The organism is Agromyces protaetiae (genome assembly GCF_004135405.1).
GTDB lineage: Bacteria > Actinomycetota > Actinomycetes > Actinomycetales > Microbacteriaceae > Agromyces > Agromyces protaetiae.
On record NZ_CP035491.1, the window covers coordinates 1,915,567 to 1,929,264 of the forward strand.

Annotated in this window: 16 protein-coding genes; 14 read left to right on the plus strand and 2 right to left on the minus strand. The window is 72.3% G+C overall.

Features of this window, described 5'->3' with window-relative positions:
- Positions 1 to 3 precede the first annotated feature (3 nt).
- From ET445_RS08960 to ET445_RS08990, 7 genes are all read left to right on the plus strand, one after another.
- A complete protein-coding gene (locus tag ET445_RS08960) occupies positions 4 to 852 on the plus strand; it encodes a sugar phosphate isomerase/epimerase family protein (protein ID WP_243695137.1) in 849 nt (282 codons plus the stop codon).
- Positions 849 to 2,060 carry a Gfo/Idh/MocA family protein gene (locus ET445_RS08965; RefSeq protein WP_129190708.1) on the plus strand — a complete coding sequence of 404 codons (1,212 nt, stop codon included), beginning with the start codon at positions 849 to 851 and terminating at the stop codon, positions 2,058 to 2,060. The genes ET445_RS08960 and ET445_RS08965 overlap by 4 nt, the downstream gene beginning before the upstream one ends.
- A complete protein-coding gene (locus tag ET445_RS08970; RefSeq protein WP_129190710.1) occupies positions 2,057 to 2,923 on the plus strand; it encodes a sugar phosphate isomerase/epimerase family protein in 867 nt (288 codons plus the stop codon). Before ET445_RS08965 ends, ET445_RS08970 begins: the two co-directional genes overlap by 4 nt.
- A complete protein-coding gene (locus tag ET445_RS08975) occupies positions 2,913 to 4,241 on the plus strand; it encodes a mannitol dehydrogenase family protein (protein ID WP_129190712.1) in 1,329 nt (442 codons plus the stop codon). Before ET445_RS08970 ends, ET445_RS08975 begins: the two co-directional genes overlap by 11 nt.
- Positions 4,238 to 5,488: a D-mannonate dehydratase ManD gene (gene manD, locus ET445_RS08980; RefSeq protein WP_129190714.1), complete on the plus strand. Its 1,251-nt coding sequence runs from the start codon at positions 4,238 to 4,240 to the stop codon at positions 5,486 to 5,488. The genes ET445_RS08975 and manD overlap by 4 nt, the downstream gene beginning before the upstream one ends.
- Before the next feature lie 17 nt (positions 5,489 to 5,505).
- Complete coding sequence (locus ET445_RS08985; protein WP_243695138.1) at positions 5,506 to 6,003, plus strand: gluconokinase; 498 nt, start codon at positions 5,506 to 5,508, stop codon at positions 6,001 to 6,003.
- Between the two features lie 212 nt (positions 6,004 to 6,215).
- On the plus strand, positions 6,216 to 6,848 hold the full coding sequence (locus ET445_RS08990) for a 50S ribosomal protein L25/general stress protein Ctc (protein ID WP_129190716.1): 633 nt from the start codon (positions 6,216 to 6,218) through the stop codon (positions 6,846 to 6,848).
- Between the two features lie 244 nt (positions 6,849 to 7,092).
- Here ET445_RS08990 and ET445_RS08995 read toward each other — a convergent pair whose 3' ends face one another.
- Positions 7,093 to 7,818 (minus strand): TetR/AcrR family transcriptional regulator, encoded by a 726-nt coding sequence (locus ET445_RS08995; protein WP_129190718.1) that lies wholly within the window; start codon positions 7,816 to 7,818, stop codon positions 7,093 to 7,095.
- Between the two features lie 183 nt (positions 7,819 to 8,001).
- Between ET445_RS08995 and ET445_RS09000 the strand changes: the two genes are divergently transcribed.
- From ET445_RS09000 to ET445_RS09025, 6 genes are all read left to right on the plus strand, one after another.
- On the plus strand, positions 8,002 to 8,598 hold the full coding sequence (locus ET445_RS09000) for a DUF6230 family protein (protein WP_129190720.1): 597 nt from the start codon (positions 8,002 to 8,004) through the stop codon (positions 8,596 to 8,598).
- A gap of 2 nt (positions 8,599 to 8,600) precedes the next feature.
- Positions 8,601 to 9,017 carry a DUF6114 domain-containing protein gene (locus ET445_RS09005; protein ID WP_129190722.1) on the plus strand — a complete coding sequence of 139 codons (417 nt, stop codon included), beginning with the start codon at positions 8,601 to 8,603 and terminating at the stop codon, positions 9,015 to 9,017.
- Positions 9,018 to 9,049: 32 nt separating this feature from the next.
- Positions 9,050 to 9,832, plus strand: coding sequence for a hypothetical protein (locus ET445_RS09010; protein ID WP_129190724.1), 783 nt, complete (start codon positions 9,050 to 9,052; stop codon positions 9,830 to 9,832).
- 129 nt (positions 9,833 to 9,961) lie between these two features.
- Positions 9,962 to 10,546, plus strand: coding sequence for an aminoacyl-tRNA hydrolase (gene pth, locus ET445_RS09015; protein ID WP_129190726.1), 585 nt, complete (start codon positions 9,962 to 9,964; stop codon positions 10,544 to 10,546).
- Positions 10,547 to 10,556: 10 nt separating this feature from the next.
- Positions 10,557 to 11,393, plus strand: coding sequence for a hypothetical protein (locus ET445_RS09020; RefSeq protein ID WP_129190728.1), 837 nt, complete (start codon positions 10,557 to 10,559; stop codon positions 11,391 to 11,393).
- 116 nt (positions 11,394 to 11,509) lie between these two features.
- The gene (locus tag ET445_RS09025; protein ID WP_129190730.1) at positions 11,510 to 12,301 is read left to right on the plus strand and encodes a ferritin family protein; all 792 of its coding nucleotides are present in this window, start codon (positions 11,510 to 11,512) and stop codon (positions 12,299 to 12,301) included.
- Between the two features lie 20 nt (positions 12,302 to 12,321).
- On the opposite strand, the gene ET445_RS18640 is transcribed toward ET445_RS09025, so the two are convergent.
- Positions 12,322 to 13,041, minus strand: coding sequence for an RNase H family protein (locus ET445_RS18640; RefSeq protein ID WP_424922836.1), 720 nt, complete (start codon positions 13,039 to 13,041; stop codon positions 12,322 to 12,324).
- 76 nt (positions 13,042 to 13,117) lie between these two features.
- On the opposite strand from ET445_RS18640, the gene ET445_RS09035 reads away from it, so the two are divergent.
- Positions 13,118 to 13,696 (plus strand): hypothetical protein, encoded by a 579-nt coding sequence (locus tag ET445_RS09035; RefSeq protein WP_129190732.1) that lies wholly within the window; start codon positions 13,118 to 13,120, stop codon positions 13,694 to 13,696.
- The last annotated feature ends 2 nt before the right edge of the window (positions 13,697 to 13,698 follow it).

Genomic DNA, 13,698 nt, shown 5'->3' on the forward strand with positions numbered 1-13,698 from the left:
CAGGTGAGCGATCGGCCGACGACGACGTGGCGGCTTTCGGGCTTCGGCGACGAGATCGACGCCGACCCGGTCATCCAGCTCGCGGTGCTCGAAGCCGTCGGCGCACGTGCGATCGAAGTCCGGAGCGCGTGGGGCGACAACATCGTCGATCTCGACGGCGAGCGCCTCGACACCCTCGCCGCCCTCGTCCGCGACCGCGGCATGCAGGTCTCGGCGATCGCCTCGCCCGTCGGCAAGGCCGAGGTCGCGCTGCCCGTCGAGCACGAGCTCGAACGCCTCGGCCGGGCCATCCGGGCGGCGCACGCGCTCGAGGCATCCTTCATCAGGATCTTCTCCTTCTACCGCGCGCCCGACCGGACGCCCGACGACGTGCGCGACGACGTGCTCGAGCGCATGGCCGCGCTCGCGCGCCTCGCCGAGCGCGAGGGCGTCACCCTCGTGCACGAGAACGAGAAGGAGATCTACGGCGACGTCCCCGAGCGCGTGCTCGACCTCGTCGAGTCGGTCGGCTCCGCCCGGCTCCGCGTCGCGTGGGACAACGCCAACTTCGTGCAGGTCGGCGTGCGGCCGTTCACCGACGGCTATGCGCTCCTCCGCCCGCACCTCGCGTACCTGCAGGTGAAGGACGCCCGCATGGGCTCGGGCGAGGTCGTGCCCGCGGGCGAGGGCGACGGCGAACTGCTCGAAACGCTCACCGCCCTGCGCGACGACGGCTACGAGGGCTTCGCCTCCCTCGAACCGCACCTCGTCGTCGCGGGGCATTCGATCGGCTACTCGGGCCCCGCCGGCTTCGGCCGGGCCGCACGCGCGTTCCGCGCACTCACGGAGAGGATCGGGGTCGGACTGGCATGACCACTGCGAAGCCCACCACGGCACAGCCCACTGCACTGCGCGCCGCCATCGTCGGCTGCGGCATCATCGGACTCAACCATGCACGCGCCATCGCCCGCGTCGACGGCATCGACGTCGCCGTCCTCGTCGACCCCTTCGTCGACGCGGCCGAACGGCTCGCGGGCGTCGTCGTCGAGGAGCTCGGCGCTCCGCGCCCCGCAGTGTTCGCCGACCTCGACGACGCGCTCGCACGCTCGCGCCCAGACGTCGTCGTCATCTGCACGCCGAGCGGCATGCACGTCGAACAGGCCGCGGCCTCCCTCGACGCGGGCGCGCACGTCGTCATCGAGAAGCCGCTCGACGTCGACCTCGCCCGGGCCCGCCGCATCCAAGAGCTCGCCGACGGGGCCGAGCGGAGCGGCACGCTCGTCTCGGTCATCAGCCAGCACCGCTTCGACCCCGCGTCGGTCGCCGTCGCGCAGGCCGTGCGCAGCGGCGGGCTTGGACGCATCACGAGCGCCGTGGCATCCGTGGCCTGGTGGCGCAGCCAGGCGTACTACGACTCGGGCCAGTGGCGCGGCACGTGGGAGCTCGACGGCGGCGGCGCCCTCATGAACCAGGGCGTGCACACCGTCGACCTGCTGCTCTGGTTCCTCGGCCGGCCCGTCGAGGTGTCGGCGCAGACCGCGCGCCTCGCGCACGAGCGCATCGAGGTCGAAGACGTCGCCGTCGCGACCGTGCGCTTCGAGTCGGGCGCGCTCGCCGTGCTGCACGCGACGACGGCCGCCTACCCCGGCACGGGCGTGCGGCTCTCGGTGCTCGGGTCGCTCGGCTCGGCGATCATCCAGGACGACCAGCTCGAGTACCTGCATGCGTGGGTCGAGACGGATGTCGCGGACGGCAACGCCTCGCAGAACCAGGCCGCCGAGATCCTCGGCCCGGGCGACCTCGTCGGCACGCCGAAGCCCGCCGACGCCTTCGTCATCGGGCACGCCCGCCAGTACGTCGACATCGTCTCGAGCATCCGCGACGGCGCCGCGCCCGGCGTGCGCGTCGCCGACGCCGTCACGGCCCTCGCCGTCGTGCGCTCCGTCTACCTTTCGGCGCGGCTCGGCCGGCCCATTCGGGTCGACGAGGTGCTCGCGGGGGCCTTCGACGAGACGCCCATCGCCCTCGACCCGGGCGAGCACCACCAGATCCGCCACGAGAACACAGGAGCCGCAGCGTGAAATTCTCGGTCTTCACCGCATCCACCCCCGACTGGACCCCCGCCGAGGCGGTGCGCCACCTCGCCGACCAGGGCTGGGACGGCATCGAGTGGCGCGTGACCGATCAGGAGCCCGCGACACCGCCCGGGTTCTGGGCGGGCAACCTCGCGACCGTGCCGATGACGGGCCTCGAGGCATCCGTCGAGAAGATCAAGCGGTTGACGCTCGACGCCGGACTCGAGTTCAGCGGCGTCGGCGGCTACGCGAAGGCCTACGACCACGACGGCGTCGAGCGGATGCTCGCGGCGACCGCCGCCCTCGGCGCGCGCCAGGTGCGCGTGACGATGCCCGCGACGGGCTCGGGGGAGTACCGCGAGCTCTTCGCGCAGACCCGCGACGACCTCGAGTGGGCCGCCGAGCGCGCGAAGCACCACGGCGTGAAGGCGCTCGTCGAGCTCCACCACCGCACGATCACGTCGTCGGCGTCGGCCGCGATCCGGCTCGTCGACGGGCTCGACCCGAACCACGTCGGCGTCATCCACGACCTCGGCAACCTCGTCATCGAAGGCCAGGAGGACGCCCTGTCGGGCTTCCAGATCCTCGGCGAGTACCTCGCGCACGTGCATGTCAAGAACGCGGGCTGGTGGCCGACCGACGAGCGTCGCGCCGACGGCGGGGTCGTGTGGCGCGAGGACTGGGCGCCGCTGCGCACGGGCCAGGGCGACGTGCTGGGATACTTCGAGGCGCTCGCCGAGCACGGGTACGACGGCTGGGTCGCGATCGAGGACTTCTCGACCGAGCTCCCGCTCGTAGCGCGCACGCGCGACAACCTCGCCTACCTGCGCGAGGTGCAGAACCTCGTGCGGGGCCGCCGTGCCGCCTGAGACGGGGCACGAGCGGACGACGCATCCGCCCGTCCGCCTCGCGCATCTCGGCCTCGGCGCCTTCCACCGCGCCCACCAGGCCTGGTACACGCATCGTGCGAACCTCGCTGCCGCCGGCCTCAACGGCGAGGCCGGCGGCAGCGACGGGGGATCGGGCGCCGCGTCGGTCGGAAGTGCCGCGGGCTGGGGGATCGCCGCGTTCACGGGGCGCCGCCCCGACGCGGCGGCGGCGCTCGCGGCGCAGGACGGCGTCTACACGCTCGTCGAACGCGACGCCGACGGCGATCGCGCCGAGGTCGTCGAGTCGATCGTCGCGGCCTACGACGGGGCGGATGCCTCGCACTGGCACGCCGTGCTCGCCGACCCCGCGGTCGGGGTACTCACGACGACGATCACCGAGGGCGGATACCGGGGCGACGCGCCCGCGCGCATCGCGAGCGGACTCGCCGCCCGTCGCGCGGCGGGCGCCGGGCCGATCGCGATCGTCGCGTGCGACAACCTGCGCGGCAACGGCGCGCTCCTCCGCGACGCGGTGCTCGCGGCTGCCGCCGAGGCGGGCCCCGACACATCCGCCGCCGACTCCTCGGGGCGCGACGAGGGCCTCGCACCCTGGATCGCCGCGAATGTCTCCTTCGTCGACACCGTCGTCGACCGCATCACGCCCGCGACGACCGACGCCGACCGCGACGCCGTGCGCGCACTCACGGGCGCCGACGACCCCATGGCGGTCGTCGCCGAGCCGTTCAGCGAGTGGATCCTCGCGGGCCGATTCCCCGCCGGCCGTCCCGCGTGGGAGCTCGCGGGCGCCAGGTTCGTGGACGACCTCGAGCCCTACGAGCAGCGCAAGCTCTGGCTCCTGAACGCCGCGCACTCGCTCCTCGCCTATGCGGGCCGCCCGCTCGGATTCGAGACGGTCGACGCCGCGTTCGCCGACCCCGCGCTCCGCGCGCGCGTCGAGGCGCTGTGGGGCGAGCAGCGCGCCGTCATCGACCTGCCCGCGCGGGAGGTCGACGACGCCGTCGCCGCGCTCCGCCGCCGCTTCGCGAACCCGCGCATCCGCCACTCGCTCGAGCAGATCGGGCGCGACGGCACCTTCAAGCTGCCGCCGCGCATCCTCGACCCCCTCGAGCGGCGCCGCGCCGCCGGACTGCCCGATGGCGTCGAGCAGCTCCGTGTGCTCGCCGACTGGGCCGCCTACGTCGAGCGCTTCGGGCCGACCGACGAGCCGTCGAGGCGGCTCGCGGCCGAGACATCCGAAGCATCCGACATCATCGCTCTCCTCTCCCAACCGACTCTCACCCCAGGAGGAACGCCGTGATCATCGAGAAGGCGGAAGTGCTCGTCTCGAGCCCCGGACGCAATTTCGTGACGCTCCGCATCACGACCGACGACGGCTACGTCGGTCTCGGCGACGCCACGCTCAACGGCCGCGAGCTCTCGGTCGCCGCCTACCTCGCCGAGCACCTCGTGCCGATCCTCATCGGGCGCGACGCGCACGCGATCGAGGACACCTGGCAGTACCTCTACCGCGGTGCGTACTGGCGTCGCGGGCCCGTGACGATGGCGTCCATCGCGGCCGTCGACACGGCCCTGTGGGACATCAAGGCGAAGGTCGCGGGGCTGCCGCTGTACCAACTCCTCGGCGGGAAGAGCCGGCGCGGATGCCTCGCCTACGGCCACGCGTCGGGCGCCGAGCTGCCCGAACTGTTCGACTCCATCCGCGAGCACCTCGAGCTCGGCTACAAAGCGATCCGCATCCAGACCGGCATCCCCGGCCTCGACTCGGTCTACGGCGTCGCGTCGTCGAGCAACGCCGCGGTCGGCGACGGCGGCACGACCTCGCGCTACGACCACGAGCCCGCTCGCCGGAGCGCGAAGCCCGTCGAGGAGGCGTGGGACACGCGCGCCTACCTCCGCCACGCGCCGACCGTGTTCGAGGCCGTCCGCAACGAGTTCGGGCCCGAGCTGCCGCTCCTCCACGACGCCCACCACCGGCTGACGCCCATCCAGGCGGCGAAGCTCGGCAAGGCGCTCGAACCCTACGACCTGTTCTGGCTCGAAGACGTCACGCCCGCCGAGAACACGGCCGTGCTCCGCCGCGTGCGCGAGCACACGACGACGCCGCTCGCGATCGGCGAGGTCTTCAACACCATCTGGGACTACCGCGAGCTCTTCGAGGAGCAGCTCATCGACTACGTGCGGAGCCCCGTCACGCACGCGGGCGGCATCACGGCCCTCCGCCGTATCTTCGACTACGCGTCGGTGTACCAGATCAAGTCCGGCGTGCACGGGCCCACCGACATCTCGCCGGTGGGCCTCGCTGCGGCACTGCACCTCGGCATCGCGATCCCGAACTTCGGGATCCAGGAGTACATGCAGCATTCGGATGCCACGAACGAGGTGTTCCGGCCGACGTACACGTTCGAGGGCGGACTCCTGGCACCCGGCGACGGCCCCGGCCTCGGGGTCGAATATGATGACGCCGTCGCGGGCGCGCACCCGTACGCGGCGGCCTACTTGCCCGTCAATCGGCTTCAGCTCGACGGGTCGATGCACGACTGGTGATTCCGAAGGAGCGCGGCATGCGGCACATCGTCGTCATGGGCCCGAGCGGGTCGGGCAAGTCGGTCGTCGGCGTCGCCCTCGCGGCGCGCGTCGGGGCCGAGTTCGTCGACGGCGACGACCTGCACCCCGAGGCGAACGTCGCCAAGATGTCGGCGGGCGTGCCGCTCGACGACCTCGACCGCGCGCCGTGGCTGCGGACGGTCGGGGAGCGGCTGCGCGACGGGGGCGCCGCGGGCGCGGGCGGGATCGTCATCGCGTGCTCGGCGCTCCGTCGCCGCTACCGCGACGCGATCCGGGAGGTGTGCCCCGACGCGGTGTTCGTCGAGCTCGCCGTGCCGGCCGACGAGCTGCATCGGCGCATGTCGAGCCGCGAGCACTTCATGCCGCCGTCGCTCCTCGACTCCCAGATCGCGACCCTCGAGCCGCTCGAGGCCGACGAGGAGGGAGCGCGGGTCGAGAACGCGGGCGACGTCGACGACGTCGCGGCGCGCGCGGCCGCCGCGCTCGCGATCTGAGCTTTCCGCGTCATCCGGTAGACTTGGCGGTCGATACTTCGGCGAGGGATGTCTCACCGTCCGGGTCCGCCCGGGCGAGGCATCCGTGATCGACGCGGTGGAAGCAGGCTTCACGGCTGTTCCTCACGCTTCGGCGCACTCGGTGCGCTGCGTTCGAGTTGAAGACAGACAACACCCATCTGGGCCGGTGAGCCCGCTACAGGAGGTCCATCATGGACGAAGACAACAAGGTCGAAGCCGTCGTTCGCACGGCGTTCGGCAAGGGCGCCGCCCGCAAGATCCGCGCCGTCGGCAACGTGCCCGCCGTGCTCTACGGCCACGGCACCGACCCCAAGCACCTGACGCTTCCGGCGCACCAGGTCGGCCTGCTCATCCGCAAGGCGAACGCCGTGCTCGACCTCCAGATCGAGGGCAAGAGCCAGCTCGCGCTCGTCAAGGACGTCCAGAAGGACCCCGTGCACCAGATCATCGAGCACCTCGACCTCATCGTCGTCAAGCGCGGCGAGAAGGTCCAGGTCGAGGTTCCCGTGCACACCGAGGGCGAGTCGTTCGCCGGCACGATCGCCGACCTCGACAGCTACACGGTGCTCCTCGAGGTCGAGGCGACCCACATCCCCGAGCGCATCGTCGTCTCGGTCGAGGGCCTCGAAGAGGGCACGCAGATCCACGCGAAGGACCTCGAGCTCCCCAAGGGCGCGACCCTCGTGAGCGACGCCGAGACCCTCATCGTCAACGTCCACACCCCGCAGAAGGCGGACCTGGGCGAAGAGACCGCCGAGGCCGAGGGCGAGGCCGCAGCGGCCGAGGCTCCCGCCGCCGAGGCCGAGGCCGAGTCGGCCGAGTAATCTCGCCGATCCTCCCGCGCGGTTCGTCCGCGCGAACGAAGGGGCCCGTCACCTGCGAAGGTGGCGGGCCCCTTCGTGTTGTGCGGGCGAAACCGTGCGGTTGCATCCGCCCCACCAGGGTGATTGCCGGACATTCGTCGGTTCGTCGGACGTGGGCGCGCTCTCTCGTCCGACAAACCGACGAATGTCCGACAAACCGAGGCCTGGGAGGGTGCGCAGAGCAGAGCAGGGCAGCGTGGATGTCTCAGCCGAAGAGCGCTCGGGCCGCGTCGCGGTCGGCGGCGCGCGCGATGCCCGCGAGCGAGTCGATGAGGATGCGCACGAGCTCGTCGGACGGGATGTCGCTGCCGAGCGCCGCGTCGACGAGCAGTTGCTCGGTGTACGCGATCCACGCGCGGAGCGCGAGGCGCAGCGGCTCGGACACCACGATGCGCCGCTCGACGAAGAGGGCGACCACGCGCTCGGTCTGCTGTGCCCGGGCCTCTTCGACGACCTCGCGCACTTGGGGGTCGCCGCTCGCGGCTCCGCGCACGAGCGAGTAGAAGGTGCCGCGGTGCTCGCGCACGAACCCGACCGTGCGGGTGAGCGTGTCGGCGAGGCGATCGGTCGGGGCGAGCTCGGTGTTCGGCTCGGTGGCGTGGAGCATGCTGTCGCGTGCGACCGCGACGACCTCCCGGTCGAACCCCTGCTTCGAGCCGAAGTAATGGAAGAACAGCGGGCGTGAGACGCCGGCGCGGCGTGCGAGCTCGCCGATGCTGAGCCCCTCGAGGGGAGCTTCGGCGAGGGCCGCGACGCCGAGCGCCACGAGTTGTGCACGGCGCTCCTCGGGGGAGAGGCGTGCGCGTCGGCCTGTGTTTTCCGGGGCGTCGTTGTCGGGGGCGTCGTTGTCGGGCGCGTCGCCCGTCTCGGGGGCGGTGCCCGCGGCCTCGGCCTCGGCGTCGGCGTCGGGCTCGGCTGGGCGGGGCGGCATGGCTCCAGCGTAGCGGCGCCTTCGTGCGGCGTCGGCTCGAAACATCCGACGGAACCTCCTATTGACGGCCAGACAACAGCGACGTACGCTGTCGGCGAATGTCCCCCGTATGGGGGCCTCGATTCGGCGGATTCCCGCTCGGACCGCACCCTACCTGCTTCATCCGTGTCAAGGAGGATCCATATGAAGCTGACGTCCCTCACCCGCTCGCGCACCGGTCGCGTCGCTCTCGCCGCCATCCCCGTCGGCATCGTCTCGAGCCTGCTCATGGCGGGCGTCGCCAACGGAGCCGTCCCCGTCGCCTTCGCGGTCTCGGGCAGCCCGTTCAAAATCGCCGCCAGCCGGCTCGAAGGCACGGGCTTCTCGCAGTACGGGGGCGTCGCGACCTCGCCCGACGGCAAGACCGTGCACCCCGTCGCGATCTCCAACATCAAGCAGGCCTCGCTCGCCGACCTCTGCCAGTCGGTCGTCACCGACACCCCGCTCGGCAAGGTCGGCCTCCTCATCCACGCGGGCGGCGGCGGCAACCCCGCGACCGCGAGCGACCTCCAGATCGGCCTCACCGATCTGCAGGGCGACGCGAGCTTCGGCAACATCCGCATCGGCATCGACGCCTCGACCGTGAAGACCGACGCGAAGGGTCAGGCCGGTGACTTCGCGCAAGACTCCGACTCGATCTCGATCTCGGGCCTCAAGCAGACCGCCTGGAGCACCCAGGCCGGCGTGTTCACCCTCACGGGCCTGCACCTGCAGCTCACCGACGGCGAAGAGTGCTTCTGATCGTGGACTGGTACCGCTCGCGCCCCGTCGTCGGCGGCGCACTGACCGTGCTCTCGGGCGCGGCGATCTTCCTCTCGACGCAGCTCGACCTCGCCAACATGGTCGTGCACGTCGGCATCGAGGGCTTCCAGGCGACGCTCATCCCCATCGTGCTCGCGCTCGCCGGGGTGCTCGCCGTGCTCATGCCCGCCCAGCGCATCTTCTACGGCGTCATCGCGCTCGCCGCGGCGGTCTACTCGCTCGTCGGCGTCAACCTGGGCGGCTTCTTCGTCGGGTTCCTGCTCGGCGCGGTCGGCGGCGTCATGATCGTGTCGTGGATGCCTCGGCGCGAGGCGGCGGATGTCGCGGATGTCTCGCCCGCGACGGATGTCTCGGATGTCTCGGCCGACGCCGAGCACGATCGCTCGGTGCCGGCATGAGGTTCGGTGCCGGCATGAGGTTCGCTGCCGGCATGAGGTTCGCGCGGCGTGCGGCGCTCGTCGCCGCGGTGTCCTGCGTGCTGCTCGTCGGCACGGGCGGCGTCGCGAACGCGGCCGCGCCGTCGTCGGTCGACGGCGCGGTGCCGTCCGCCGTCCGCACGGCGGGCGACTGCAAGCCGGGGCTCTTCGACTGGCTCATCGGCCGCACGTGTCCGACGCCTGCACCCACGCCGGCGCCGACCCCGGCCCCCGACGGAGGCGGCGGGCTCGGCGACGTGCTCGACGGCGTCGGCGGGCTCGTCGACGGACTGCTGCCCGGCGGCGAGGGCGGGAGCGGCGGAGGCGCCGGCGGCGGAACGGGCGGCGTGCCGCAGGGCCCGCTCCCAGACGCGCCGCTCGACGACTCCTACGTGTTCACGGCGATCCCCGCCCAGCTCTCGGGCTCCTCCCTCTCGATCTCGGGCCTGTCGGGCATCGCGATCGTGAGCGTGCGGCTCGCAGACGGGTCGACGCAGCGCGCGCTCCGCATCGAGGCCGACGAGGTCGTCGTCGGCGGGTTCCGCCTCGACGTGCCGGGCGACGACGGGCACGGCCTGCGCAACACGGCCACGACCCTCACGGTCGACGGGCATGTCGTCATCTACACGCCGTCGATCACGGGCATCGTGAAGGGCGGCGCGACGAAGGTCGTCGACACGCTCACGCAGCCGACGCCCGAGGCGTTGCAGTCGCTCCTGACGCTCGAGCTGCCGCTCTACGGCATGCAGGCCGACGGCATCTTCTACGACGCCTCCCACCAGGCGATCCAGGAGTAGCGGGCGGCGGTCGGGCGGCGGTCGGGCAGACCGACCGGGTACGCTCGTTCGGGGCCGGTAGATCAGGCCCCGACCCCGAACGGAGCGCGAATGGCGTGGTTCCGCAGGCACCGGAAGGATGACGCCGCGATGGCCGACAACACCTGGCTCGTCGTCGGCCTCGGCAACCCCGGAGCCCAGTACGCGGGCAACCGGCACAACGTCGGGCAGATGGCCGTCGACGAGCTCGCTGCGCGCATCGGCGCGACGTTCAAGTCGCACAAGACCCCGTCGCGCGTCGCCGAGGGGTTCCTCCGCCCGGGCGGGCCGAAGCTCGTGCTCGCGAAGTCGAACAGCTACATGAACACGTCGGGCGGTCCCGTCTCGGCGCTCCTCAAGTTCTACGGACTCGACGTCGACAAGCTCATCGTCGTCCACGACGAGCTCGATCTCCCGTTCGACACCGTGAAGCTCAAGCGCGGCGGCGGACACGGCGGGCACAACGGGCTCCGAGACATCCAGAAGGCCGCCGACTCGGCCGAGTTCACGCGCGTGCGCGTCGGCATCGGCCGCCCGCCGGGGCGGCAAGACCCCGCCGACTTCGTGCTCAAGGACTTCTCGGGCATCGAGCGCCAGGCGCTGCCGAACCTGCTCTCCGACGCGGCCGACGCCGTCGAGGCGATCGTCGACGAGGGGCTCGTCGCGGCGCAGCAGCGGTTCCACTCGCCGAGCTGAGGCGGGCGGGATGTCGCCGGAGCCGTTCGATCTCGCCGAGTACACGCGCACGGCGCACGGCAGCCATCGCGACGCGATCGGCGACGGCACGGCGTTCGCCGGGCTCGCCGCCGAACCGGGCGGCGCCGACGCGCTCACACTCGTCGCGCTCCTCCGCGACCTCGAGGGCGGCACGATGCCCTACCTCCGGCGTGTGCTCGTGACGCCCACGCACAAGGACGCGCGCGTGACGGCGTTCCTCGTGACGTGGTCGTTCGAGAAGTTCTGGGTCGCCGACGCGCTCACGCAGGTGCTGCGGGCGACCCGGGCGGATGTCTCCAACGGCGCGGATGTCTCCGACGACACTGCCGACCGACCCGACCCGCGGCTCCGCCGCGCCCGCAGCGGACCGGTTCCCCGCGCGCTGCGCGCCCTCGTCGCCGGTCCCGACCTCGTCGCAGCCCACCTCGTCTCGCTCGCCGTGAGCGACGCCGCGACCCGGGCGGCGTACCGCAGGCTCACGGGCGAGGCATCCGGAAGCCCCGCCCTCGCCGCGCTCGCGACCCGGCTTGAGGCCGTCGACGCCCGTCAGGGCGAGTTCCTGCGGACCGAAGCCGCCGCACGGCTCGCGGCCTCCCCGCGTGCGCAGCGGCTCGCCGCCCGCGAACTCGACCGCGAGGCGTACCCGCTCGGCATGGCCGACCGCCCCGCCGCCGACCGTGCGCGTTTCGCGCGGCTCGTGTTCCCGGGCGGGGCCGCCGAGGCATCCGAAGCGCTCGCCGACATCGCAGCCCTCCCGGGACTCGCCGACGCCGTCGCCCGCACCGCGAGCCGCACCGCCGAGGCGTCCGCCGCCGTCTCGCCCTGAGGCGTCGGCGAGCGTCCACGACTCGCTGTCGCCGCGAACGTCGCACCGCGTGTCGTGGACACTCGATCGCGCACGACGGCGGGCGTAGGGTGGCGGCGAGAGAGCGGGGAGGCGTGATGGCATTCGACATCGACCGCTATACCGCCACGAGCGAGCGCGTCGCATTCGACGACCTCGACCTCGACCACTTCCGGGTGCACCCGCTGCCGCAGGCGACGCTCCGCACCCTCCGCTACATGACCGAGGTCGAGTACCACACCGTCTGCTACACGCGAGACCTGCTGACGACGCCGAGCCACGGCGAGCCCGAGGTCGGCGCGTTCCTCACGATGTGGAACCGCGAGGAGTTCTGGCACGGCGAAGCGCTCGCCGCCGTGCTCGCGGTGCACGGCGTCACCGTCGACTACGACGCGCTCAAGGCGGCACGGCTGAAGCTCGGCTGGCGCGACCGCCTCGACCCGATCAAGCAATCGATCGCGGGCGCGCTCGTCGGCCGCGACTTCATCGCCGTGCACATGTCGTGGGGCGCGGCGAACGAGTGGTCGGCGATCACGGCGTACCAGCGCATGGCCGAACTCGAGGGCGATCCCGTGCTCGCCGAACTGCTCTCGCGCATCGCGCGGCAGGAGGCGCGGCACGTCGCGTTCTACACCTCCCAGGCGCGCGCGAGGCTCGCCGAGAGCGAGCGCGCGCAGAAGATCACCCGGTTCGCGCTCTCGAAGTTCTGGGCGCCCGTCGGCTCGTCGATCCAGCCGAAGAGCGAGGTCGAGCACGTCATGCGCGCCCTCATGGGAGGCGACGCGGGACGGCGCGCAGCGCGCAAGGTGGATGACTCGATCGCCGCCCTGCCGGGCATGGCCGGGCTCACGATCGTGCAGGACGCCCTCGACGGGCTCGGGGTGAGGTAACCCCGGCGCCCCGGCTCAGATCAGCCCGCGCAGGAACTCCTCGGGGAGACGCCCGCCTCGCGCGCGCGCTCCACGAGCCGCGTGTGCTCGTCGGTCGTGAGTTCGACCGACAGGGTCAGCCAGTCGGCGGTCGGATCCTCGAAGTCGAAGAGCGTCGCGTCGGCGGGGGAGCGGTCGTCATGGGCGGATGTCGCGTCGACGCCGGTCTCGACGGGAACGGAGGCGGATGTCTCGACGTGCGCGTTCGGGGATCCCGCGGGCGAGGCATCCGTCGCGACGCCCTTCGTCCACCCGGGGCCCGACGGAACGGGCTTCTTCTGCTGGTACGCCGTCGCGGCCGCACGCGCTCGCTCGTCGGCGGCCTCGTTCAGTTCGTGCCCGACGTGTCCGCGCACCCACTCGAACCGGTAGCGGCGCCCGACGATCGCGGCGTCGAGCTCCTGGATGAGCTCGAGGTTCAGCACGGGCTTGCCGTCGGCCTTCTTCCACCCCTTGCGCTTCCACCCCGCCATCCACTTCGTGACCGTGTTGATGACGTACTGGCTGTCGCACAGCACGAGCAGCTCGTCGTCGAGGTGCGCGGTCGCACGGAAGAGCTCGAGCACCGCCTGCAGCTCGCCCTGGTTGTTCGTCGCACGCGGCCAGCCGCCCGCCGCCCAGCAGTCGTCGTCGACGTACCACGCCCAGCCTGCGGGGCCCGGATTGCCGAGGGCGGAGCCGTCTGCGGCGGCGGTGATCATCTGTGCGGGCTCCTTCGGAAGGCGGGCGGCCGGGACGGCGCCGCCCCATGCTATCGGGGGCCCTAGGGTGGTCGACGTGACGAACCAGCGGGATGCCTCCGACGCGCGCTTCTCAGGGCTCACCTCGACGGGAATGGTGCGGGGGCGCCGGCTCGTCGTTCGGTACGTGCCGGGCGACGCAGTGCGCCTCGGCGTCGACCGCCTGCTCGCTCAGGGGTTCGCGCGTCACGAGAGCGACCTCGCGGCCCTGCTCGCAGCCGAGGCGTCGGAGTGGACGGCGCAGGCCGTGCAGATCGGCGATGCGAAGAAGTCGTGGAAGCGCGGGATCTTCGCGGATCTCGTCGAGGATCTCGTGATCTTCGACCTCATCCCCGCGACGCAGCGCACGATCGCCCCGACCCTTGTGATCGTCGCGGCGAGGGCGCTCCCCGAGGCGCGGACCGAGCTGCTCGTCGTGCCGCACACGTCGTGGCGGGGCGACCCGGGATCGACCGACGGCGCGGCCTCCCGAGTGGAGGCGGCGATCGAAGGCGTGATCGCCGTGGCGCACGCCGCGGGCGCGCTCGTCTCGGCGGACGGACCGAGCCTCGGGCTCGGCGGCGGCGAGCACGGGGCCTCGTCGAAGACCGCGAAGCGACTGCTCGGCTGGCGATAGCT

Bases quoted from the DNA above. Each gene is read 5' to 3' on its own strand.
- ET445_RS08965 (WP_129190708.1), top strand. From the start codon at position 849: ATGACCACTGCGAAGCCCACCACGGCACAGCCCACTGCACTGCGCGCC.
- ET445_RS08985 (WP_243695138.1), top strand. From the start codon at position 5,506: ATGCGGCACATCGTCGTCATGGGCCCGAGCGGGTCGGGCAAGTCGGTC.
- ET445_RS08990 (WP_129190716.1), top strand. From the start codon at position 6,216: ATGGACGAAGACAACAAGGTCGAAGCCGTCGTTCGCACGGCGTTCGGC.
- ET445_RS08995 (WP_129190718.1), bottom strand. From the start codon at position 7,818: ATGCCGCCCCGCCCAGCCGAGCCCGACGCCGACGCCGAGGCCGAGGCC.
- ET445_RS09000 (WP_129190720.1), top strand. From the start codon at position 8,002: ATGAAGCTGACGTCCCTCACCCGCTCGCGCACCGGTCGCGTCGCTCTC.
- ET445_RS09010 (WP_129190724.1), top strand. From the start codon at position 9,050: ATGAGGTTCGCGCGGCGTGCGGCGCTCGTCGCCGCGGTGTCCTGCGTG.
- pth (WP_129190726.1), top strand. From the start codon at position 9,962: ATGGCCGACAACACCTGGCTCGTCGTCGGCCTCGGCAACCCCGGAGCC.
- ET445_RS09020 (WP_129190728.1), top strand. From the start codon at position 10,557: ATGTCGCCGGAGCCGTTCGATCTCGCCGAGTACACGCGCACGGCGCAC.
- ET445_RS09025 (WP_129190730.1), top strand. From the start codon at position 11,510: ATGGCATTCGACATCGACCGCTATACCGCCACGAGCGAGCGCGTCGCA.
- ET445_RS18640 (WP_424922836.1), bottom strand. From the start codon at position 13,041: ATGATCACCGCCGCCGCAGACGGCTCCGCCCTCGGCAATCCGGGCCCC.